The organism is Sporosarcina sp. FSL K6-1522, from assembly GCF_038622445.1.
Lineage (GTDB): Bacteria > Bacillota > Bacilli > Bacillales_A > Planococcaceae > Sporosarcina.
This window is the reverse complement of record NZ_CP152019.1, coordinates 2504209-2526904: the sequence shown is the minus strand read 5'-3', so window position 1 is coordinate 2526904 and position 22696 is coordinate 2504209. Positions and strand designations below refer to the sequence as shown.

The 22696-nt window shown below is 38.4% G+C and carries 22 protein-coding genes; 4 read left to right on the top strand and 18 right to left on the bottom strand.

Annotated features, from left to right (window positions below; translation table 11 throughout):
* Window positions 1-5 precede the first annotated feature (5 nt).
* The gene (gene dctP, locus MKY34_RS12375; RefSeq protein WP_342510989.1) at window positions 6-1085 is read right to left on the bottom strand and encodes a TRAP transporter substrate-binding protein DctP; all 1080 of its coding nucleotides are present in this window, start codon (window positions 1083-1085) and stop codon (window positions 6-8) included.
* A gap of 872 nt (window positions 1086-1957) precedes the next feature.
* Here dctP and MKY34_RS12370 point away from each other — a divergent pair.
* Both MKY34_RS12370 and MKY34_RS12365 read left to right on the top strand, forming a co-directional pair.
* Complete coding sequence (locus MKY34_RS12370) at window positions 1958-2164, top strand: hypothetical protein (RefSeq protein WP_342510988.1); 207 nt, start codon at window positions 1958-1960, stop codon at window positions 2162-2164.
* Window positions 2165-2410: 246 nt separating this feature from the next.
* On the top strand, window positions 2411-2536 hold the full coding sequence (locus MKY34_RS12365; protein WP_342510986.1) for a hypothetical protein: 126 nt from the start codon (window positions 2411-2413) through the stop codon (window positions 2534-2536).
* Window positions 2537-3087: 551 nt separating this feature from the next.
* On the opposite strand, the gene MKY34_RS12360 is transcribed toward MKY34_RS12365, so the two are convergent.
* The gene (locus tag MKY34_RS12360; protein ID WP_342510985.1) at window positions 3088-3897 is read right to left on the bottom strand and encodes an undecaprenyl-diphosphate phosphatase; all 810 of its coding nucleotides are present in this window, start codon (window positions 3895-3897) and stop codon (window positions 3088-3090) included.
* A gap of 614 nt (window positions 3898-4511) precedes the next feature.
* Between MKY34_RS12360 and MKY34_RS12355 the strand changes: the two genes are divergently transcribed.
* On the top strand, window positions 4512-4796 hold the full coding sequence (locus MKY34_RS12355) for a hypothetical protein (RefSeq protein ID WP_342510983.1): 285 nt from the start codon (window positions 4512-4514) through the stop codon (window positions 4794-4796).
* A gap of 14 nt (window positions 4797-4810) precedes the next feature.
* On the opposite strand, the gene MKY34_RS12350 is transcribed toward MKY34_RS12355, so the two are convergent.
* The 7 genes from MKY34_RS12350 to uraD form a co-directional block, all read right to left on the bottom strand.
* Window positions 4811-5140 (bottom strand): YolD-like family protein, encoded by a 330-nt coding sequence (locus tag MKY34_RS12350; protein ID WP_342510982.1) that lies wholly within the window; start codon window positions 5138-5140, stop codon window positions 4811-4813.
* A gap of 10 nt (window positions 5141-5150) precedes the next feature.
* Window positions 5151-6410 carry a UV damage repair protein UvrX gene (locus tag MKY34_RS12345; protein ID WP_342510980.1) on the bottom strand — a complete coding sequence of 420 codons (1260 nt, stop codon included), beginning with the start codon at window positions 6408-6410 and terminating at the stop codon, window positions 5151-5153.
* Window positions 6407-6628, bottom strand: coding sequence for a transcriptional regulator (locus tag MKY34_RS12340; protein WP_342510978.1), 222 nt, complete (start codon window positions 6626-6628; stop codon window positions 6407-6409). Before MKY34_RS12340 ends, MKY34_RS12345 begins: the two co-directional genes overlap by 4 nt.
* Before the next feature lie 251 nt (window positions 6629-6879).
* Window positions 6880-8250, bottom strand: coding sequence for a nucleobase:cation symporter-2 family protein (locus tag MKY34_RS12335; protein WP_342510976.1), 1371 nt, complete (start codon window positions 8248-8250; stop codon window positions 6880-6882).
* Between the two features lie 318 nt (window positions 8251-8568).
* Window positions 8569-8928: a hydroxyisourate hydrolase gene (gene uraH, locus MKY34_RS12330; protein ID WP_342510974.1), complete on the bottom strand. Its 360-nt coding sequence runs from the start codon at window positions 8926-8928 to the stop codon at window positions 8569-8571.
* Entirely contained in the window at window positions 8928-9911 is a 984-nt protein-coding gene (gene pucL / locus MKY34_RS12325; protein WP_342510971.1) for a factor-independent urate hydroxylase, read from the bottom strand. Before pucL ends, uraH begins: the two co-directional genes overlap by 1 nt.
* Before the next feature lie 12 nt (window positions 9912-9923).
* Entirely contained in the window at window positions 9924-10394 is a 471-nt protein-coding gene (uraD, locus tag MKY34_RS12320; RefSeq protein ID WP_342510969.1) for a 2-oxo-4-hydroxy-4-carboxy-5-ureidoimidazoline decarboxylase, read from the bottom strand.
* Between the two features lie 235 nt (window positions 10395-10629).
* Here uraD and MKY34_RS12315 point away from each other — a divergent pair, with 235 nt between their 5' ends.
* Window positions 10630-11817 (top strand): PucR family transcriptional regulator ligand-binding domain-containing protein, encoded by a 1188-nt coding sequence (locus tag MKY34_RS12315; RefSeq protein ID WP_342510967.1) that lies wholly within the window; start codon window positions 10630-10632, stop codon window positions 11815-11817.
* Window positions 11818-11906: 89 nt separating this feature from the next.
* On the opposite strand, the gene MKY34_RS12310 is transcribed toward MKY34_RS12315, so the two are convergent.
* The 9 genes from MKY34_RS12310 to MKY34_RS12270 form a co-directional block, all read right to left on the bottom strand.
* Window positions 11907-13157: a PucR family transcriptional regulator ligand-binding domain-containing protein gene (locus MKY34_RS12310; protein ID WP_342510965.1), complete on the bottom strand. Its 1251-nt coding sequence runs from the start codon at window positions 13155-13157 to the stop codon at window positions 11907-11909.
* Window positions 13158-13408: 251 nt separating this feature from the next.
* Window positions 13409-13723, bottom strand: coding sequence for a hypothetical protein (locus MKY34_RS12305; RefSeq protein WP_342510963.1), 315 nt, complete (start codon window positions 13721-13723; stop codon window positions 13409-13411).
* Between the two features lie 268 nt (window positions 13724-13991).
* Complete coding sequence (locus MKY34_RS12300; RefSeq protein ID WP_342510961.1) at window positions 13992-14807, bottom strand: undecaprenyl-diphosphate phosphatase; 816 nt, start codon at window positions 14805-14807, stop codon at window positions 13992-13994.
* 287 nt (window positions 14808-15094) lie between these two features.
* Complete coding sequence (locus MKY34_RS12295; RefSeq protein WP_342510959.1) at window positions 15095-16423, bottom strand: (Fe-S)-binding protein; 1329 nt, start codon at window positions 16421-16423, stop codon at window positions 15095-15097.
* 1 nt (window position 16424) lies between these two features.
* Window positions 16425-17840: an FAD-linked oxidase C-terminal domain-containing protein gene (locus MKY34_RS12290; RefSeq protein WP_342510957.1), complete on the bottom strand. Its 1416-nt coding sequence runs from the start codon at window positions 17838-17840 to the stop codon at window positions 16425-16427.
* 85 nt (window positions 17841-17925) lie between these two features.
* Window positions 17926-18891: a biotin-dependent carboxyltransferase family protein gene (locus MKY34_RS12285; RefSeq protein ID WP_342510956.1), complete on the bottom strand. Its 966-nt coding sequence runs from the start codon at window positions 18889-18891 to the stop codon at window positions 17926-17928.
* Window positions 18879-19610 carry a 5-oxoprolinase subunit PxpB gene (pxpB, locus tag MKY34_RS12280; RefSeq protein ID WP_342510955.1) on the bottom strand — a complete coding sequence of 244 codons (732 nt, stop codon included), beginning with the start codon at window positions 19608-19610 and terminating at the stop codon, window positions 18879-18881. Before pxpB ends, MKY34_RS12285 begins: the two co-directional genes overlap by 13 nt.
* Before the next feature lie 460 nt (window positions 19611-20070).
* On the bottom strand, window positions 20071-21534 hold the full coding sequence (locus MKY34_RS12275; protein WP_342510954.1) for an NAD-dependent succinate-semialdehyde dehydrogenase: 1464 nt from the start codon (window positions 21532-21534) through the stop codon (window positions 20071-20073).
* A 181-nt stretch (window positions 21535-21715) separates the two neighbouring features.
* On the bottom strand, window positions 21716-22696 hold the full coding sequence (locus MKY34_RS12270; RefSeq protein ID WP_342510952.1) for an ornithine cyclodeaminase family protein: 981 nt from the start codon (window positions 22694-22696) through the stop codon (window positions 21716-21718).

Sequence of the window (22696 nt, the reverse complement as noted above, 5' to 3'; positions counted from 1 at the left end):
TTTTGTTAGAAAGGTAGTTTTAATCCAGCTTCAAGAAGCATGTCTTTAAAATCTTCCATCATTTGGTCACCAGGATACCCTTTCGCATTTGCTTCTTTCACCCATTCATCCCATAGCGTTTTGGCGGAAACTTTAAATTTCGCTTCTTCTTCAGGAACCAATTCAATAATCTCTCCCTTACCTTCAATTAGCTTGTCCAGTTCGCCATAGGCTTTCTCTAATTCCTTTTTGTGCGTCTCACTAAACAACTCAGCCAATTTTGGTCCAAGCACTTCGTCAAACATTTTTTGCAAGTCTTCGGGCAGCGATTCATAGTAATCTTTGTTCATGATCGGTATAACAGGCGTAACGGTTGTCCCCATTTTCATGACATATGGTGCCACTTCATAGTATTTATGACCCAAAACACCGATTGTCGAATAGAAAGCAGTATCCAAAGTACCTTTTTGCAAAGCTTCGTACGTTTCATCCAACGGAATCGATACTGGAACACCGCCCCACGCTTCTACGAGCGGGACATCCGATTTACCTTGGACTCTCATTTTCAATCCTTTTATGTCTTCAATTTTTCTAACTGGCTTTTGGGAGAATAAATTATATGGATCTGTTACAAAGCTTCCGCCTAGATAATGAACCTCCTCTTCAATCGCATCGACAGCGTATTTTTCTCCGAACTTAGTCATGATTTCACCGCCTATCGTAGAATCCGGGAAAGCGAACGGTAAGTTCCCAATCGTATAAGGGAAGAAGATGCTATCATAATAATAAGTTGAAATGACCGCCCCTAAATCGGCTATGCCGCCTCGAGTATCCTCAAAAGCTGAAGTCGCCTTCCCCAAAGTTCCTCCATGAAATACATTCACCTTCACCCGTCCATTTGTTTCTTTTTCCACAAATTCCGTCCACGGTTCATAAACGTTGTACACATAATGATGCGTGGAAGGCTGGATGTTACCGACGTTCAATTCGTAGACTTTTTCAGCGTTTGTGCCATTTGTACCTTCTGAACTACTGTCCTTTTCAGTATTACAAGCACCAAGAATTAATATTAACACCAAGCTTAACATGCCAAAAATCTTTTTCATCTGTACCACTCCTTTTCCATCGTAAGTAACCGCTTTCATTTCCGATTCAAACTAAATGGGCAATTATAAAATCCGGCTTCAACCGACTTCATCCACATCTTTCTGAATGCTTCCCGAATGTTTGGAGAAGATGTCCCATTTTCATTGTAAAAATAGCATTCGTTTTCCAACCCACGTTTATATTTTCTTGAAGTGGGACAACTTACGTTTCAATAAATTTGTTCAGCGCCGAAATTACTTCTTTCACTTCGCTATTTACACCAAAGTCCAAATTCACCCCCCTTTTAAAATCTTCAAAATATTCTTATCTATAAACGAATTCTACAGAGGAAGAAATGACTCTTCTACGTCAAAAACAAACAAATATTATCATTTCATTTGTAGGGTACATACATAAGTTAATTTCATAATTCCTATCTCCTCAGTATCAAGGGTTTCAACTAAATAAAAATGAGGCACCTCCCAAAATTCTGTATAGTGGTAGCGACTAAACAACCTAACCCGAATGGAGTGAATACCCCATGACTATTATAAAACAAAATAGCCTTTTGACATCCTACAATTATTCGAAATGGAAAGTTCGCATCGCTTTGATACGATTTTAGCCACTTTCGATGTACAACTCATTTTTCATCTTTTTTCTAAAAAGACGCTGCGTGGGGCTCCGCGTGAATGCAATTAAGGTGCAAAGATTCAATCATTGATGATTCGTATTGTAGAGCGTATACCAACCGTAAAAAATTTAATAAAACGTTAATCGACAACCCTTTATTCCGTCTGGATTGTGGGTTTCTTGCCCCAGACTCCGTCCCTTCGAAGGCTTCTTATTCACGTATGATCGTGTAACTAGTCAGTCTGATGTGTTTGATAACATGCAGGATGAGCTGATTCAAGCTGCATTTTTAGAAGGTTTCCTTTGTGACGAACACCTTGCCTTCGATGTCACACATTTAAAAGCGCGTGATGCATTAATCTCTTCTGAGAAAAAAGGAACTAAACCACCTACGAAACATGGACATAAAACTAAAGAAGAACAGGTAGCTTGGCTCGCTAAACAAGCAGAATCGAAGCGAATTTAACAACCTACGAAAAGAAATTGGAAGCATAGTTGTCGATTTTAGCTGATACGCTTTGGCAAGATATACCGATTGAGCAGAAGTAGACATCAAGAAAAATAGTGACGGTAAAATACGTTTTTATACGTCTTTAATGAACATCTGGCTGTTTCAACGAAAAGCCAGTATATTATAGGTCACCTCATGTCGTAAGGCAATTTATCTGACAGTAAAGCGGCCATTCCACTGTTGAAAAAGGTAGCTACTATTTTGCCCAAACACTTTACGACAGCGTTATTCGACGCAGGTTATGATTATGAACCGATCTATAAACAAGCGCTGGTGCAAACGATGTGTGTCTTAATTCCATATAATGTTCAAAATGAAGACAAATGAATAGGATTCGATGACTATTTTCGCCCAACTTGTGTACCTGAACATAGCTACTGTTACGACAGCTTCGATAAAAATACCGTACATTAAAATTTCCACACCCGAAAGCGTGAGAAATGTGTTCATTGCGGGGGATTCACTGTGTCAAAAGGTGTTCAAAATCAAATATGATACGGATATCCGAAAATATATATATCCAACACGCGGCTCAAAATTATGGATGAAACTTTACAAATAACGCACCTCAGTAGAACGCGTCAACGCCTATTTAAAACAATACTTTCAATTAAACAACGTCCATCACCGTACAGGGGAAGTCTAAGCTCTTGTAAAAGATGATTTATGAAATTGATTCTATTTCAAAGCTTTTTCCCATGCGATTGAAGTCCTTGCAGCTTTCTGATTTATTTCAGAGATAACAAATAAAAAAGCGACTTACTCAAATGAAACGAGCAGCCGCCTTTGACATGTACATATTGCAGAGTAAAGACCGTCAGTATCCGATCTTATCCGATCTAACTGACGCACCCAGATTGTTCAAAATTCAACCTCTCTTAGAAAAAATTCAGCAGTAATGCTCCTACGATAAAACAATAATATGTGAAATAAACCAGCTTACCGTTTTTCATATTTCCCATAAACCACTTCATCGCAAAATAAGTCATTAACAGTGTTGCAATAAATGCAGCAGCATATGGAATTGCTAAATCCACTTTATTCGGCTCATTTAAAAAATCAGAAAAACCGTGTATAACGCCTCCGAGGATCACAGGAATATACAACATAAATGAAAATCGAAGTGCCGTCTCCTGTTTCATGCCTACAGCAACTGCTGAAATAATCGTTGCACCCGAACGACTAATTCCTGGTAATAATGCAACAGCCTGCCCTAATCCAACAAGGTAAGCATCCTTAGTTGTAGTATCCCCCTCGCCTTTATGCCCTTTCAGATTGCGAATTAACCATAAGGCAATCCCCGTTATAAAGAGCATCATCGCCATCGTTGTCATGCTAACTCTTTCTGCTAGATAATCACTTAATAAGAAGCCAAGCACACCTGCTGGAATTGTCCCAATGACGATGAAGGATACAAAACGAAAATCACTCTTATAGCGAGAGTTTCGCGTCTTCAAATACAGAATGGAGTTTCCTGCAAGTCTTGCGATATCTTTTCTATAAACATAAAGTATCGCAAATAATGACGCTATATTTGTTAAGATAGCAAAAGTAAATCCTTGTTCACCTAGCTCTAAAATTTCACTAGCAATCATTACGTGCCCACTAAACGATACAGGTATTGATTCTGTAAAACCTTGAACAATCAAAATCATTTTGACGATTAATATAATATCAAATTCTCCCATTTTCCCTTCCTAAAAAAACTATAAACTCTTATTTTTCACAGATTTTAGAGACGAACTACAATAGATATTGTTCCAAACCGAAAGTTGTTAACTTGGATTTCCTATCTCCAATTTATATGCAACTATTCGCTATCCTAGAAAATCCAATCTCTTTCGTTTGGCTCGCATCCAATCCAAATAGAGCAGCGGGATGAAGATATTGCAGTCGCTGTCTATGCCAGCTGATGTTTACCTTCTGCATACCTAAGTTCTGTTTTCTATCAAAAAAACGTCCGAAACCTTGATGCGACAGGGTTTCAAACGCTTTTAAAACGGTTCTTATTTAACTGTTTTAACACTACTTACGTTCCAGACGTATATAATAGGAGGTAAACGTTGATATATCAAGGTTTCTTGTTTATCGTGTGTAGAATTTTTGTAAAATTAATCATCGATTTAAAACTAGTCAAAAACCAACTGTTTCCTTATTTGAGGGGAGGGTACGACCAGATACAATTTTAATGAAGGAACAGACACCTACTCAGTTGAGTTGGTGATTGTTTTTCTTTGCATCCACATATAGCCAAAATACCCAAAGCATCTTTCCATAGAACTACAACCGATCGGGCACTAGTATGGCTAAAGGTGATGTTCGGATTGCTCCGAGCATCACAAAATTGATTATTTCAAAAAAATTCACAAGCGCTTGGAGCTATCGTCATATTGATCAGTTAATACTTGGAGGTGTGAACTGTGGAAACAACAACGGCAAACATAGATTTATTGTAACGCTAGACGAAGATACTTTTCATGAAATACTTTATTACGTGGTCGTGGAGGGAGTTAATACAGACAAGATGGTAAGCGATTTATTCCAAAATTATATTGCAGAACGAAAAAAACGAGATGGTTCCAATTAGAACCTCTCGCGTTCTTAATCTATACACTGCACACTTATAACATCTCCAACTGGTATCCGCTCGATTCCAAACGGATCCTCTAGTATGATACATTTTAAATGGATATCGATTTTTTCTATTGTACCTTGATACGGTATTAATCTCCCATCAACCCAAGTCTTTAAAAGCGTTTGACATTTCCTCTTGTACGCCACTTCAATCTCTTCCTGAATGGATTGTAGATCGAAATCTTCCAGCTCCGGGCGCTCAACGTAGCGATCTTTATCCATCCAGTCGCGGAGTTTTGTAACGTGTTCCGGGAGCATCATAGCTGTCCATTTTATATTTCCGCGGTCTCTAATCATCGCTCTCCCCCTATCCTTTATGTCCACCCACAAGACGTGACCTCTTAATCGCCGTACCGGCATCTGTAAGAGATACAGCGCGCAGTATAGCAGTCGAACCATATCGGGTTCGAATCTGATCCATCGCTGTTCCAAGTTGCCGATTGCGCCATTTCTGTTCATCAAACAGGCTTAGCTGCACCGAGTGTTCATCTTCCAACTTCGTAATCGAAATTGAAATTTGGCGCACGGGCCGACCGTCATGAAATTCTTCCAATAATTCTTTACAGACGGCGTAAATTTGCATCGTGTCATTCGTCGCTTCATATATAGTGCGTGATCGATAGAAACCGCCACCAAGCATATTTTTGCTATATCCAATCCCAAGTGATATGGTACGACCAGCCTTGTTCGATTCCCTCGTCCTTCTCGCAACTTCCTCGCACATTTCCAACAGCACTACCTTGACCTCCGCAACCTTGTTATAATCGCGCATAAGGATTTGACTCTTACCGTAGCTGACCTGACCTTCCAGGAGTGGTGCCCCCATTTTGGACAGATCGATGCCCCACGCGTGATGATATAACTGATTTCCAAGAACACCAAATTTCTTTTCTAGTCGACTCAATTCGGCGTTTGCCAAGTCACCAACTGTATATATCCCCATATCGTTTAAGGTCTTTTCCGTCCTCTTTCCGATTCCCCACATTTTTGATAGAGGAGAAACAGGCCACAGCTTTTTTGGTATATCCTTGTATGTCCATTTTGCATAGCCTGTTTTCTTCCCCTCCAAGTCCAATGCGAGTTTGGCCATTAACCTATTTGGTCCCGCGCCCACAGCGGACGGCAATTGAAATTGATCTACTAAATTGTATCGAATCCGTTCAATTGTTTGTTCCATTGGCCCCCAAAGCCTTTCTGTGCCTGCTAGTGAAAAAAAGCACTCATCCACGCTGTACACATGTATGGCCTCCATTGGAACATACTGATTCAGTAGTTTAGGTATTTCCATGGATATGTTAAGGTACATTTCCATTTGCGGCTCGATAAGATAAATGGATGGGTCGTTAGGTATTTCATAAAGCCGCGTCCCTGTTTTAACCTTGTATTTACTTTTTAGTGGTGGACTTGCGGCTAATACCACGCTTCCTTTTTGCGATAAATTACTCACCACCGCAATCATATCGCGCATTACATCCAGTCCCTCGATGGCCGCCGCACAACTTGCGTAAAAGCTACGTATATCAATGCACGCGATTTGTTGATCTGGAAATTCACTGTAATCCATCATACAACGTCACGCTCTCTTTTTATGATGGGAACAAGTGCTAATACATGATCGATTGTAAATGTCCGCTTGGATTGCCGCAGATAACAATAAGCCTTGAATGATTGATCCTCTACTTGGATTACCTTTATCCGCCGTTTACTGACTCTCCCATTCTTATCCACATACATCATATCCAGTAACTCATTACATTCCATCGATACTAACAATTGACCAAGCACACCTGTTCCCTCCTCTTGTTTTATAGTATGCAGAACAAGCGTTTTTATTACAAGTGGTAATATTATCATATAAATAATTTCACATTGACGGAACGACAATAAAAAAGCACCCAACAGTGAGTGCTTTTCTTATGACTTCCCTATGACCTTATCCTTCAATTCTTTCATCATCGATTCAAGCTCACTTTTCAAACCATGAATTTTACACAACATGTCATTATACTTCCTTGTATCCGCAAGTGCCTTCTTTACTAAGTGTTCACGTGAATATTTTGAACGGCACTTGGACCTTCTTCTACAAAATTCATATCCAACTTCTCTTGAGGTGAAGGTGAATGATGATGTACAACTTTAGGATCTGATTTTCCATTTAGGATTGCATTTAATAAAACAAGCGTAAATGATCCCATTACTACCCCATTTCCACAGATCAATTGCAATGTTTCCGGGAACTGTGCAAATGCTTCTGGAACACCCTTGATAGCCAATCCTACACCAATCCCAATGGCAATTGTTAGTTGATTTGTAGGCTTGCTTAAATCTGCTTTAGCTATCATGCCTAATGCTGCTGTAAGAAGCATACCGAACATAGGAATCATAGCACCACCTAGGACTGGAAACGGAATCATAGTTGTTAGTCCAGCGACCTTAGGAACAAAACCAAGAACTACTAAAATACAGCCCGCCATAATGACAACAGAGCGCTGAGTCACCTTTGTCAGCAGAACCAAACCCACATTTTGTGAAAAGGTGGAATGATTGAACGAATTGAAGACTCCACTTATGAAACTACCAAACCCTTCAGCACGTAATCCTTTTTCCACCTCTTTTGCATCAATTTCTCTATCACAAACATCACCTAGCGTTAGGAATACACCTATACTTTCAATAGCAATGATTAATGAAATAATTGTCATAGTGATAATGGATGAAGCATCGAAGGTAGGTACACCGAAATAGAATGGCTTCACCATTGTAAACCAGCTTGCATTTGTAAATGCCGAGGCATCAACCATCCCTAAAAATGCGGCTACTATAGTACCCATCACCATTGAAAGTAAAATTGATATCGCTTTCATAAAACCCTTTGTAAGTGTATTAAGTATCACAAACGTAAGTAAAGTAAAAGCTGCTAAAAACAGATTCATAGGGTCTCCAAAAGAGGCAGCTCCGCCTCCACCAGCTGCATTTTTCATTGCAACTGGCATTAATGACACACCAATAATTAATATGACAGACCCTGCAACGAGTGGTGGAAAGAACGGCACCAATTTGCCGATATATTTTGAAAGTAACCCGACAATTAATCCTGAAACCATGACAGCACCCATCACTCCCGTTATGCTATGAGCCTGTCCTATTGCTATTACGGGTTCAACAACAATGAATGAAACAGCCATTAATGCAGGCAATCTAATTCCAAATCCCTTACCACCGACAACTTGAAGCAACGTTACAACTCCACAGGCAAGTAAATCAAACGAAATCAGGTAGACAATCTGTTCTTGCGTCAAGCCAATCGCAGGACCAACAATTAGTGGAACAGCTACCGCTCCTCCATACATCACACAAACATGTTGAAAGCCTAACATCAGAATGCTTATTTTACTTAGTTTATCCATATTTACCCCCTGTTAATGACGTTGTAGGATCTTTTCCAGGTCTGGATGAATTGGCAGTTTCGCATCTCCATGGGACAAATCTGTAAGAAGCATCTTTACAAGCAGTTTTTTGTTGGTTATTAGGAAACGTTGTTTACGAATTTACTGTTTTGTATTATCAGCATGAATATAGTAAAAGGGGGTGTATAAAAAGCCCGGTAAAAGTGACTTTTTGAGTTCGATAAAAATCCACTCTCTTCTGTCCTCACATGGTATTTAAATACGTGTCATTTCTCGAACTCCTCGGCCCCTCTTATCGGACTTTTTGAACACTCACGATTAGCTTCCACGATATGTGCTATATCCACCAGGTGCAACAAGAAGAGGAATATGATAATGTTCTATCTTACTCCTTATCCCGAAGCGAAGAGGTACTTTATTTAAAAATGGTACAACTGAGACATCGATTATTTCGCGATTGAAGTATTCCCCAACATAGAAGACCAACTCATATTCACCTGGTATGATCTCATCCCCCTGGAGCAGGGGAGAGTCCACTCTCCCATCAGAATTTGTATGAGCTGTCTTTATAAGTGAACGTCTATCATCATCCCTTAGAGCCCACAGTTCAACCTTAACATTTTGAGCTGGCAGACCTTTAGATAAATCTAAAACATGTGTGGTTAGTCTACCGTCCATTATTGTACAGCGCTAACAACTGCATCAGCTGTCGCTTTCTTTTTAAGATCTTCCTGTGTGACAATAAAACCTTGGAACCCAAATGGAGGACGTGGCTCTTGGTATACACTGCCTTCAGAATTTGGAATTTCTTCTACAACGGTTTCCCAAGTACGGTTGTTCGTTTTAAATTGAACATTGTCAAGTTGCGGGAAGCGTTCTAGAATTCTTAGACCGATATGATAAATAAGTTGCTGTATGGAACGGTTATCCAATTCGTGAAATACCGTGTTAGCAATGTCGCAAATTTGCTCTGCTGCCACATACTTCTCCGGATTCACCCCAGAGGCATCTTCTATATTTGTATACTCCCAATTGAAATCAAGATAGATGAATAGCGGACGGTCGTGAGCTTCTGGCAAAGTAGTATATTCATCACGAATGAACCCATAAAATGAACTTCCTTTAATCTTGATTAACTGTACCCCTACTATACCGCTGGAATGCTTGGTTACTTCACTGCCAGTTGCAGTTCTTTGTACTTCGATCGTCGTGGTAGCGCTTTCATTTCTTGAACGCCGATAAACAACTTCACTGTTTTCATGGCCGTCACCTTTTGGCACTTGGACATTATCAAATGAAATTTCATTCGCAGTAAGTTCTACACTTTCAATATGACTATACCTCGCGAGAAATGCTTCACAAATGTATTTAATAAATCCTTCCGCTGTATTCCCCTGATAGGTAGCAGCATTGCGCTGAATAAAGTTTTTCATAGAATCTGTGGCAACTACAAGACTATTATCTCCCTCAGTAAATGAAGGTAAGAAAGCGTCCCCCTTAAGAGAAACCTGACAATTAAATCCAAAAATAGTATTATCCCTTTCCGTAAAATTGGATTCCGGAATCCGTTTCAGTCCAGTTAAAGGTTTTACAAACGTCCTGTAAACAAATACGTCCCCTTTTCCATAGTACATTGTTCTTTTTTCATTTTGATTAGTCATTCTAATTCCCCCTTAACTTTTGATAAAATCATTTAATCTATGACTGGCAATGTCGTTAATCTGCCTTATTGCTTCTGTTATTTCACTTTCTTTATCCGAACTAATACGATTTTTCATCGCTACTTTAATCATTGTTTTATCCAGACCGCGAACAGCAACGATGAAAGGAAATCCAAACTTGTCTTTATAACGATTATTTAGGCTAAGAAACTCCTCATATTCTTCCCGGGTGAGAGCATTCAATCCAATCGCTGATTGTTCTTTAACTGAAGCTTCTGCCATATCGATTCGACTGGCTAAGTCCGGGTGAGCTTTTATCAATTGAAGGCGTTCTATTGAATCCGCCTTTTCAACAATTGTTGCCATCGACTGTTTAAGGTGATCTAAAGAAAGGAACGGTTTATGATTCCATACATGTTCCGCTATCCATGGCGAACATTCATACACCCAGCCCAATGTCTTAGTGAAAACATTCTGGTTCATCGTATTTAGATGTTCAAGAGTAATAGTTATTGTTTTTTCCCCCTCTCAATGAAATAATATACAGATAATTTGAAATACTTTTAACCTAAGTTGATTATATAAGGTGCATACTTATTGGTCATTAGCTAAAAGAGCCAATATTTCACCCAAAAGGCTATGCTTGCAGCACATCACAAAATAACTTGGACGAAAATCTATTAGATTTGAATATGTTCCCAATAGAAAGGTGATCAATTTGAAATTTACCATCGCTAATGCTTTACAGATTCCAATCGTAAGCCAATGTAATGTGGTAGCAGGTCTAAAAGGAGTGAACAGAGAAATAGAGTCCGTCAATAGCTTTGACGCCCCTGATGTAACTTCCTGGTTAAAGCCTAGGGAACTAGTACTTACTACGGGATATGTATTTCAAAACAAACCGCAACAATTGGAGCAACTTGTGAATGAGCTAGCCCAAAAACAGTGTGCGGGATTAGCCATCAAGTTGAATGTGCCTCAAACCGTTATTAGTATTGCTAATAACATGCATTTACCGATTCTCCAGATACCTAGCCAATTGTCATTATCCGACATCATGTCTCCAGTACTAAGAGAGATTGTCACAAGACAGAATCATCAGCGGGAAATAAATGATGATACTCCTTCTACCATTCGTATCTTTAGTGAAAACCCCATTCACAAACACATTGAGTTGATTGAAAGCAAAGCCATTGACCTTCAAAAAGATGTGGGGTGCATTTGTGTAGTGGTAGAAATATCCCTAGCTGGACATCAAGAGTATCATTTTAGTACCATTAAACAAATTTCTCAAACTATCGAATCAATCATCCGAAATGCAGATTTTGATAACATCGTTGAAATAATTGGCGATACGCTCGTAATCATTTTTCAAAATCAGAATAGCGTTGGGACCACAGAAATTTATGGGATGACTGCTTATTTAGCACAACAAATTATCTCTACTCTTTCGCTACAAATACCAGAATTGCCATGTGTAATTGGGATTGGCAACTACCATGAAGGGAAGAATAGACTAACCAAAAGTTACGAGCAGTCTGTAAAGTCCATAGAAGTAGGAAAACGATTAGGTTCCGAAAAGGCGGTTTACTGTTTCAATGAATTGGAACCCCTTATACTTTTGCAGTACGCCCCCACTACACTCCTAGCTGATTTCGTTTCAAGTAATCTACGTCCTTTATTGGAACATGATACTTTAGCCGACACTGACCTAGTAAATACGCTTGAAGTATTTTTGCAAAGCAATCTTGGTCCTTCTGAGGCAGCAAGAAGAATGAATGTACACCGGAATACCATCCATTCTCGAATTAAAAGTATAAAAGAAATATTGAATACTGACTTAAGTTCCGATAAAAACCTTTTCAATTTGCAGCTTGCCTTACATGCCAGGCATCTTCTAAAATAAATAATCACTTTAACCTGTTCAACTAAAAGGCCACTGATGAACAACAGTGGCCTTTTCTTCTTTAAAACAAAGCTACATTCCATTTTGTCTTATAATAACTTTGCCGCCTTTATACTGAACAACAAGTTAAAAGGGATATCCTCTGCCTTTAGATCCACTTTTAATAATTCTTCAATCCGGGATAACCGAAACTTTACAGTGTTTCGGTGAACGAATAGCAATCGGGCCGTATCCTCTAATTTCCCCCTCGAGGACAGAAATGTTTCAAGTGTTTTTAACAGCTCTCCCTCATTTTTTCGATCATATTCAATAATAGGATGAAGTGTAGATTCTACATACTTCGATAAAACATCTTGATGTATTTGATTGATTAAATCATCAACTTCAAACCTTCCGTAATCAAATACCATTCTAGTCTTATAAGGATCAATTTTTGAACCTAGTAAAATTGCTTTTTTCGCTTCCTCCAAACCTTCCCGCATTTTAAAAACACCTATTTTTACCTTACTTAACCCGATTTCGAAAATAGAACTTGGATATTCCTTTGATATACTTTCCGCTAAAACACTCACAATTCTTTCCACCTGAAGAATCAATCGATTGGCAGATTCCATTCTTTTCCCTTGAAATAGAATCACTGGACCTTCAAAATGAATACACCAAAACCTTAGATTCTGCTTTTCCGATTTATCCATATCCTCCAAGAGTGTTTGTAGACAAATATGAACAGGAACTTGGCCTTCGGGTTTCCTTTCTTTTATCACAAGTATGATATAGGGAGAAGTGCATCCAAAACCTAACTCCTCCATCTGGTGATTTACATCTTCTAGATCTGTATTCTCACCATTTAAAATATCATTAAAAACTTTCAAATTTAGATTTTGCTTGTTTTTTACGTTCTCTTTGTTAACAATTTCATGGGTAAAGAGAAATAATAAGTCCGATAAGGGGGTTTCATCTGGTATTTCTAATAATGGTAATCCACACCGATTTGCTTCTTGAATCATCTCAGAAGGAAAAACAGAAAGAAATCGTTTTACTTTGATAGCTAGTCCTGCACATCCTTTTTTCGATAATTCTCTAATCATAGTAATTTGTGCTTGTTCATCATCTTTAAACACATAACCGGTTGTCAAAAGAAGCTCCCCCCGCTTGATCCAGGAAGTATCGGGATGATCCATTATACAGACCGAATTGATAACCCGGTTTAGCCCTCGTTCGCCAGCAATGACCTCTACTTGATTTAGGACAGGCATTTTCAACGCTTTTTCAACCGTTAGATACATATCTCCCCCTCCGTTTCTTTTTTTGCTTGATCTACAGTTTTCAAATTTCTTCACCATCTCCTACCCTTTATTCAAAGACATTCCACAAATACGATTGAAACCCTCTTTATTTTTTACATAAATTCACATCCAACGAGCTTAGCCACTGCAGGTTTTCCGCCATCTTCCTTCGTATTCCACTTCCACCGGCTTTAATAATTGAACAAGCACGTTCGTATTGCGAGTGGAAAATTATCATTATAAATACTTTCGCATTGACAGAACAACAATAAAAAAGCACCCAACAATGAGTGCTTCTACTCTTCTTATGATTTTCGCATGACCTTCCCCTTCAATTCTTTCATCATCGGCTCAAGCTCACTTTTCAAACCTTGAATTTTATGCAACATGTCCTTGTACTTCCCTATATCCATAATGGTTGGCAATAGATCATAGAGCTTTTTGATTTCGCGTTGTTTCCTTCTGATTACAGCATTCGTCGCAAATGATGTGAAGCGTTCGTTACACTTTGGGCAATGAAAATACGTTTCAACAATCCCATTGCCGTGCTTCTTTTCTTTCGGTTGAATCGTGAAAGGCGTCATGCAATTATCACACCTCACAACAGCTGGCTTACTCAATACATCACCATCCTATATTCCTAATCCGACCGTAATTTTCTACAAATCATTCAAGTTCCTTGTCTCCCTAAAATACACCTTATATACATCATTGTATGCTTGAACCTTATCGTTACTGATCACTTTCGTATTGATAAAATGACAAATAAAAAAAGCGACTTACTCAAATGAAACGAGCAGCCGCCTTTGACATGTACATATTGCAGAGTAAAGACCGTCAGTATCCGATCTAACTAACGCACCCAGATTGTCCAAAAATCAACCTCTCTTAGAAGAAAATTAGCAGTAATGCTCCTACGATGAAACAGTAATATGTAAAATAGACCAACTTCCCGTTTTTCATAATTCCCATAAACCATTTCATCGCAAAATAAGTCATTAACAGTGTTGCAATAAATGCAGCTACATATGGAATTGCTAAGTCTGCTTTAGCTGGTTCATTTAGAAAATCAGTAAAACCTAGTACAACTCCTCCAAGGCTCACGGGAATATACAGCATAAATGAAAATCGAAGTGCCGTATCCTGTTTCATTCCAACCGCAACTGCTGAAATAATCGTTGCACCTGAACGACTAATTCCCGGTAATAATGCGACAGCCTGCCCTAATCCAACAATGAAAGCATCCTTAATTGTAATATCACTCTCACCTTTATGACCTTTCAAATTGCGAATTAACCACAAGGCAATCCCCGTTATAAAGAGCATCATCGCAATCGTTGTCATGCTAACACTTTCCGCTAGATAATCACTTAATAAAACACCAAGCACACCAGCCGGAATCGTCCCAATGACGATGAAGAATACAAAACGAAAATCACTCTTATAGCGAGAGTTTCGCGTCTTCAAATACAGAATGGAGTTCCCTGCAAGTCTTGCGATATCTTTTCTATAAACATAAAGTATTGCAAATAATGACGCTGTATTTGTTAAGATAGCAAAAGTAAATCCTTGTTCACCTAACCCTAAAATTTCACTAGCAATCATTACGTGCCCACTAGACGATACAGGTATTGGTTCTGTAAAACCTTGCACAAGCCCAATCACAATCATTTTAATGATTAATATAATATCAAATTCGCCCATTTTTCCTCCCTAAAAAAACCTATAAATTCTTATTTTGTATAGATTATAGAGACGAACTACAATAGATATTGTTCCCAACCGAAAGTTGTTAACTCGGATTTCCTATCTCCAATTTATATGCAGCTACTCGCTATCCTAGAATATCCAAGTTCCGTTTTCCACCTTATTCAATTGGATTCCAACAAAAAGAAAAAAACGTTTGAAACCTTGATATAACAGGGTTTCAAACGTCCTAAGTAGGATTCGGCCAAATTAAAATAATATCACTTAAACTATCCCCAACTTTTTTAATTGATTCCACACGCTTCTGCTATTACTTCTATTAAATGAAGTCCTTGCATGTTATTCTTTACGCCACTACGTTCAATTCCTAAACGCATTTGTAATAAACAACCTGGATTTGTGGTAACAATTGTACTTGCCTCAGTTTTTATTGCGTGTAGCATTTTCTCATCTAAAATTTCCATTGATTCTTCAAAATTCAGTAAATTATATATTCCACCAGAGGCACAACATAAATGACTATTTTTCATCTCTACAAATGTTGCACCCGGAACGGACTTTAATAATTTTCTCGGTGGATCAACGACTCCTTGAACATTTCGTAAATGGCAAGAATCTTGATAAGTGATCACACCTTGCCATTCTTTTTCGTATGGAATATCATCAATTTCAGCCAATACTTCAGTAATATCTCTCGATCTATCAACAAATTTGTTTGCACGGTTTTTCCATTCAGGTTCATCGGCGAGTAATTTATCGTATTCATGTAACATTGCTCCGCAACCACCAGCATTGTTAATCAAATACGTGACACCTAGTTCTTCAAATGCTTCAATATTTTGTTTTGCCAATTTCTTTGTTGCATCTACTTCACCTTGATGACTATGGAGTGCACCGCAACATGTTATGTTTTGAGGTATGACAACTTCAATTCCACACTTTTGTAGCAATTCAATTGATTGACGATTAATTTTCGACATAACTGCATCCATTATACAGCCTGGAAAAAAAGCGACAATCATTTTCCTTTCTCCAACAGCTTTATAATGCTCACCAAATTTATAACGTTTAGTCGGTGATTCTACTTTAGGTAAGGCCCGTTCAAATTGCCCCATCGGTTTAGAAACCATTTCCACAATCTTAGTATTTTGTGTTATTTTACTTAACCCTGTCGATTGATAAAACCATAAAAAGCTTCCTGCTGTACGCAGACGATTTTTTTTAGGAAATAGATTTTTGAGCATTGTTTGTAATAATTTGTCGGACATCGTAGGAGGTGACTTTGTCGCTTTTTCCTTTTCAGCAATCACATTCAATGCGGCTCCATAAATATCACCATATGGAACATTAACAGGACAAGCAACTTCACATGCCCGACACCCTAAACATAAGTCCATCGGTTCTTTTAAATCATTTATAATATCAATCTTACCTTCAGCTGCCATTTTCACTAAATTAATGCGCCCTCTTGGGGATTGCGCCTCATTGCCCATCGTTAAATAAGTAGGACATACCGGTAAACAATAACCACATTGAACACACATATTTGCAGCATCATAGGACAATTCATACAATTTTTCACTGTACTTAGTATCAATATCATCTGTTTTCACGTTAAATTAATACCACCTTTGTCTGTCCTTCCTGCGGAAAGATCTTCCCCGGGTTTAAAATATTATTCGGATCCCATGCCTCTTTTATTTTTTGCATCATCATTAGTCCATCTTCGCCTAATTCTAAAGACATATAAGGCGCTTTTAATGTCCCAATGCCGTGCTCGCCTGATAATGTTCCTCCCAATTCGATTGCCGCTTCAAATATTTCACTAACCGCCTCTTCTACACGCTTCATCTCTTCTATATTGCGTTTATCTGTTAAAATATTCGGATGTAGATTCCCATCACCTGCATGTCCGAAAACAACTAGATTTAATTTATACTTTTCTCTAATCTCACTGAGCTTTTCCATCATTTCAGGAATTTTGCTTCTTGGGACCGTTGCATCTTCAGAGATTTTCGTTGGACCTATTTGCGTGATTGCTGGAGAGACCATTCGTCTGCTTTTCCAAATCTGTTCACGTTCTAGTTCGTTTTTAGCTACTTTTACACTCGTCGCATTGAATCGTTCACATACCTCTGCACATTTATCGATTTCTTCTTGTATTGCAGATTTATGTCCATCTACTTCAATAATGATGATGGCCTCTGCTTCGATTGGTAAACCGCTTGGTATATAATTTTCGACTGCAACGATACATGCATTATCCATTAATTCCATGGCACTTGGTAATATTCCCGAGGCCAGTATATTCGTGATGGCTTTTCCTGAATTAATTAATGAATCGAATGATGCCAAAAGGGTTTTTCGGTCCTCAGGCTTAGGTATAAGTCGAATGATTGCTTCCGTTACAACACCCAAAGTCCCCTCAGAACCAACAATAAGTCGTGTCAAATCATACCCGGTTACATTTTTAACTGTTTTTCCTCCAGTACGAATAATTTCCCCTGTCGGTGTAACCACTTCTAAACCGATAACATATTCTTTCGTCGTTCCATATTTCAACCCTTTAGGGCCACTCGAATTTTCCAATATATTTCCGCCAATTGTCGATACATGTGAGCTACTTGGATCTGGCGGGTAGAAAAGACCAACATTTTCAGCTGCTTCATGAATTTCACTTGTAATCACACTTGCTGACGCAATAGCTAATAAGTTTTCCTGGTCAATCATCAGCTTTTTTTCAAATTGCGACATATCTAGCATGATGCCCCCATTTACCGCTAAAGAACCGCCACTTAATGAAGTAGCAGAGCCGCGAGGATAGACTGGAATCCGATGTTCATTCGCTAATTTTATGATAAAAGAAACCTCTTCCTTCGTTAGCGCTTGTACGACAAGATCAGGTAAGTATTCACCAAATGATGCATCGTAACTATAAGAGTAACGGTCAGCTAAGTTTCGTAGTACTCTTTCTTTAGGTATTTCTTGTTCGATAAGGTTGATTAATTCATCTGTAGATGGTCGATTCATCATACCACTCCTTGGAAATTGTGAAATTGACTCCTTTATTAAACAATAAACGATTGGACTAAATTTCAACTCCAATCGTTGGTTATTAATTTCTTATTAATAATTTATTATTTAACTCAATATCATATATTGTTTTCTCGATTTTCCGGAATTCATTTTGCGCTTCTTGAATATCACAAACTTGAAAATTGATAGTATCTCCAGGTTTTTTTTGAGCAACATAAGGAAGATCACTAGTAATAATGACGCCGATTTTTGTATAACCACCTGAGGTACCACAATCCGCCATATGAATGATTGGAAAACCATTCCCTGGCACCTGAATTGTTCCCGGTGCTATAAAGTCGGAAATGATATCAGCACCCTCTTTATGGGTTAATTGTTCGCCGTCTAAACGATACCCCATTCGATCCGATGCATTTGATAAACGATATGTACTCGTTGAAAAAAGCTCGACGGACTTCTCTTCAAATCGGTCTGTATGTGGACCTGCTGTGAATCTAATTGGACGTTCTTTATCGAAAACCGGAATGTCTTTCGCTCGTAACCTTCGACCTTGCAATTGATTTATATCAAAATCAGGTATATTTACATTTAATTTATCATCTCTTTTTAATGCCCTTCCCTTATATCCGCCGTAATTACCACGAGTAAATGTCGAACGGCTTCCCATAACCTCTGGAACGTTGATTCCACCGGCTATAGCGATATATGATCGACAACCAGAAACGTGTTTACCAAAACTTAGTTCATCTCCCGCTTCAACAAAAATAACTTTCCACATATCGATGCGATTCCCGTTCAATTTCGGAGATAAATCACCACCGGTAATAGAGAATGCCGTCTTCGATTCAAATTTAAGGGTAGGTCCCATCATTGTTACTTCGATGGCAGCAGCATTTTCATTATTTCCTACTAAAATATTCCCCAGGCGAAATGAGAGTGGATCCATTACACCTGATATGGAAACACCGTAAATTCGGTAATCTCGTCTTCCAAGATCTTGTACTGTCGTTAATAATCCAGGTTTTAAGATCGTTACATATTCCATTCGCGATTCCACTCCTTCTGCCTCTCTTCATCCCAGGATTGTACAAAATCCGCACTAACAGGTTCTAACTTTACATAATCCCCTGCATTTAATAACCCGGGAGGTAAATGATGTGGATTAAAAACTTCCATAGGCGTCCAACCAACTAAATGCCATCCAGATGGTGCATCCATTGTAAAGATGCCTACCTGTTTATCTGCAATTTGAACTGTCCCTTTTTTGACACTCATACGAGGATTGGAGCGCCGTTTAAAACGTAATTTCTCATCGATATTCCCACAATAAGGATATCCAGCTATAAACCCTATCATATATACATAATAGCTTTTACTATGTAACATTTTAATCACTTCCGCAGATGTCAAATCTGCTCGTTCAGCAATCTCATCAATATCTAAACCATATTCACCACCGAAGGCGACTGGAAGATGAACGGTTTTACTTTCTACTTGTATATCATCGGATATATCTTTCTCGATTTTTTTTAATTCCATAATCAGTTCGTCATACTTGATAAGCATCGGATTATAGACGATTGTTAAATTGTTATACGCTGGTAATAACTCTGTAATTCCTTGAATATCATGTTTTTTAATCATATGTAAAAATGATTGTATTTTTCTACTTACCTCTATACTTATAATATTTTCAAATTGTGCCACAATTGCACAATCACCCATGGAATAATAGTAAGGGTATTCATTATTTTCGATACTCATATTTTCACCTCAAAAATTCAGTTTTTAAACAGAAGAAAAACTATATGAATCAATTTCATAATTACTTATTCTGATAATAAAGACGAGCAATTTGACGACGATTTATTAAAATACTCGTCAATATATCATAGTATTTTCGTTGATCGGAGCGTAAGGCGGCGACTCCTGCGGGAACAGCACGAGCTGAAAGCCCCGCAGGAACGTAGTGACGAGGAGATTGAAGCCGTGCCCGCGGAAAGCGTCCGCCTGAAGCGGAAATCAACCTTGTTCAGATTTTAGTATTGATTGTTTAATTATGAAATTAACTCATATAAGTTGACATGAAAAATTCAACTAACCGCTGACTTCCATCAGCTAGAGAATGTTTGAATCATCAGTTCAATTAATATCGTACACTTCTAAAAATACATGGGCTTATCTAATAAGGAGACAGTTCATAAATGCTGTCTCCTTAAACAGATTATAGATTATATTTTATAGCAACTAACTTTTCTTCTAGATAAGCCGCTAATCCTTGATGTCCGCCTTCTTTGCCGACTCCACTCTCTTTAACGCCACCAAATGGACTTTGTACGACAAATGGAAGTGGATCATTCACGCCCACCATCCCATATTCCAATGCTTCAGATACGCGAATGATTCGAGACATATTATCGGAATATAAATAGGAAGCTAAGCCATAGTCCTCATGATTGACCATATTCATAAGCTCTTCTTCAGATGTAAAGACAATAATCGGGGCAACAGGGCCAAACGATTCTTCTGTATAAATCTTCATTTGAGTCGTAACATTTGTTAATATTGTAGGTTTAACAAAGTTGCCATTTGCTTTTTCTTCTTCAGAAAGTTCCATGTCACTTTCAATTTTATGGGCACCTTTACTTACAGCATCATCAATTTGTTCTTGAACTTTAGCTACTGCATTTTGATCAATTAAAGGCCCCACATTCGTTTCTTCATGAAGACCATTTCCTACTTTTAAATTTCTAACTTTATTTGCAATTAGCTCTGTAAACTTTTCTGCAACCGTATCTTGAACGTAAATACGATTTGTTGACGTACACATTTGGCCGGAACATCTAAACTTAGTTGCCAATAAATCTTGGGCAGCCTGTTCGAGATTTGCATCTTCAAATACAATAAAAGGAGCGTGACCACCAAGTTCCATGGAAATACGCTTCACTGTTTTTGCTGATTTTTCCATAAGCAATTTTCCAATGCCCGTAGATCCAGTAAACGTAATCTTTTTTACTTTTTTGCTATCCATTAATACTTCAGTCACTTCAGATGAATTAGCCATTACAACATTAAAAACACCTTGAGGCAAACCAACTTCTTCAAATATTTTTGCAAGTTCTATTGTTGATTGGGGTGATTTACTGGACGGCTTCATAACAAGCGTACATCCTGCAGCAAGCGCAGGTGCTGCCTTACGGGCAACCATAGATAATGGAAAGTTCCATGGCGTGATGGCTCCAACAACACCAATCGGTTGCTTAATAACGACAATTCTTTTATCGTGCGAATCAGAAGGGATTGTCTCACCATAGACTCGACGAGCTTCTTCGGCAAACCATCTAAAATATTCAATGGAAGATTGGACTTCGCCTCTTGCATCATTTATCGGTTTTCCCATTTCTTTCGTAATCACTTCTGCTAAAAACTCTTTCTTTTCTTCCATTTTTCTATAGACAGCAATCAAATAATTGGCTCTTTCTTTGGCAGAATTTTTTGACCACGTCTTAAATGCTTCATCAGCCGCATCGATTGCTTGCTGCACATGTTCTCCTGTTCCATTAGATACCTCGTAAGTCAATTCACCGGTCGCTGGACTATAAATACGTAATTGATTATCAGTTTGAATCCATTCCCCATTAATATACATATTATGAATCTCCCTTATTTTTATAACTTTCATCTTCATTTAGCAAATCTTTTTGTACTGAAAGCGAAGCGTCAGCTACAGAATACTCCCACCTCCATAGGTGGCAGATAAATGCCGTTTCGCTTTCCTGTTTAGCGAGTGTTCAAACGCCAGCTGAACAAAGATGAAGCCTCCGGCGGATGTCACAGATTTTGAAAAGAGTCAATCGAGCAAGCTCGATTCAAAATCTAGACGCAATTTCGCCTCGGCGTAATTGATATATGGACGCCGCACATACCGTATCTAAAAAACCGACTCCAACCGAATCAAGTAAAGTAATCTCTTCATCGTTTTCACGCGCTACCTTTTTACCTACAACAATATCTGCCAGCTCACTATAAATATTTTCCATTGACCATTCTCCATTTTTGTCAGGAATAATTAGCCCACCAGCTTCTGCTGTAACACCTTCCAAAGTGTCAACGACAACTTTACTTGCTTTTTGTAACGTTGCCACATCATATTCTTGTTTAGTCGGCTCACATGAACCAATAGCATTAATATGGGTTCCAGGTTTTACATATTCACCTGAAAAAACCGGTTTATTTGCCGACGTACTCGAAACCAATATATCCGCTTTACTCACAGCATCGTTTACATCATCGACAATTATTATGTCACCGCTCCAATTAGGATGTTGCTTCATTACTTTTTCTTTTAAATCGAATGCTTTGTCTTTTGTTCGATTATAAAGATAAATTTTATCCAGCTCTCGAACTTCCATAATGGCAAGTATTTGACCAAATGATTGAACACCACAGCCAATCACCGATAGACTTTTTGCATCTTCTCTTGCCATGTATCTCGTCGCTACTCCACTTATCGCACCTGTTCTTAACATCGTCAATGTAGATGCCGCGATATTTGCTACATGTTGGCCCGTTTTTGATTCCGAAAGAACGATCGTGCTTTGGATTGTCGGGACGTTATACGCCTTATTTCCAGGAAATATACTTGCGATTTTCACAGTAGAATAATTAATTTCTGGGATAAATGAAGGCATGTATAATGTATGTGCCCCCTTATCATCGTGATGCAAAATGGTTCTAAAAGGTGTAACAATTTCAGCTCTCCCAGAAAGTTCAAACGCTTTTTCAACATCCTCTATGCACTGCTTCATACTATAATGTTTTAGAACTTCCTCTTCACTAATCATTAACAT

Excerpts from the sequence above, each read along its gene's own strand:
- MKY34_RS12350 (WP_342510982.1), bottom strand. The coding sequence starts at position 5,140 with ATGATTAGAGACCGCGGAAATATAAAATGGACAGCTATGATGCTCCCG.
- MKY34_RS12285 (WP_342510956.1), bottom strand. The coding sequence starts at position 18,891 with ATGGAATATGTAACGATCTTAAAACCTGGATTATTAACGACAGTACAA.
- MKY34_RS12360 (WP_342510985.1), bottom strand. The coding sequence starts at position 3,897 with ATGGGAGAATTTGATATTATATTAATCGTCAAAATGATTTTGATTGTT.
- MKY34_RS12345 (WP_342510980.1), bottom strand. The coding sequence starts at position 6,410 with ATGATGGATTACAGTGAATTTCCAGATCAACAAATCGCGTGCATTGAT.
- MKY34_RS12300 (WP_342510961.1), bottom strand. The coding sequence starts at position 14,807 with ATGGGCGAATTTGATATTATATTAATCATTAAAATGATTGTGATTGGG.
- pxpB (WP_342510955.1), bottom strand. The coding sequence starts at position 19,610 with ATGAGTATCGAAAATAATGAATACCCTTACTATTATTCCATGGGTGAT.
- uraD (WP_342510969.1), bottom strand. The coding sequence starts at position 10,394 with ATGAACCAGAATGTTTTCACTAAGACATTGGGCTGGGTGTATGAATGT.
- MKY34_RS12335 (WP_342510976.1), bottom strand. The coding sequence starts at position 8,250 with ATGGATAAACTAAGTAAAATAAGCATTCTGATGTTAGGCTTTCAACAT.
- MKY34_RS12355 (WP_342510983.1), top strand. The coding sequence starts at position 4,512 with ATGGCTAAAGGTGATGTTCGGATTGCTCCGAGCATCACAAAATTGATT.
- MKY34_RS12275 (WP_342510954.1), bottom strand. The coding sequence starts at position 21,534 with ATGAAGATGAAAGTTATAAAAATAAGGGAGATTCATAATATGTATATT.
- MKY34_RS12270 (WP_342510952.1), bottom strand. The coding sequence starts at position 22,696 with ATGTTAATGATTAGTGAAGAGGAAGTTCTAAAACATTATAGTATGAAG.
- pucL (WP_342510971.1), bottom strand. The coding sequence starts at position 9,911 with ATGACTAATCAAAATGAAAAAAGAACAATGTACTATGGAAAAGGGGAC.
- dctP (WP_342510989.1), bottom strand. The coding sequence starts at position 1,085 with ATGAAAAAGATTTTTGGCATGTTAAGCTTGGTGTTAATATTAATTCTT.
- uraH (WP_342510974.1), bottom strand. The coding sequence starts at position 8,928 with ATGGACGGTAGACTAACCACACATGTTTTAGATTTATCTAAAGGTCTG.
- MKY34_RS12290 (WP_342510957.1), bottom strand. The coding sequence starts at position 17,840 with ATGAATCGACCATCTACAGATGAATTAATCAACCTTATCGAACAAGAA.
- MKY34_RS12370 (WP_342510988.1), top strand. The coding sequence starts at position 1,958 with ATGCAGGATGAGCTGATTCAAGCTGCATTTTTAGAAGGTTTCCTTTGT.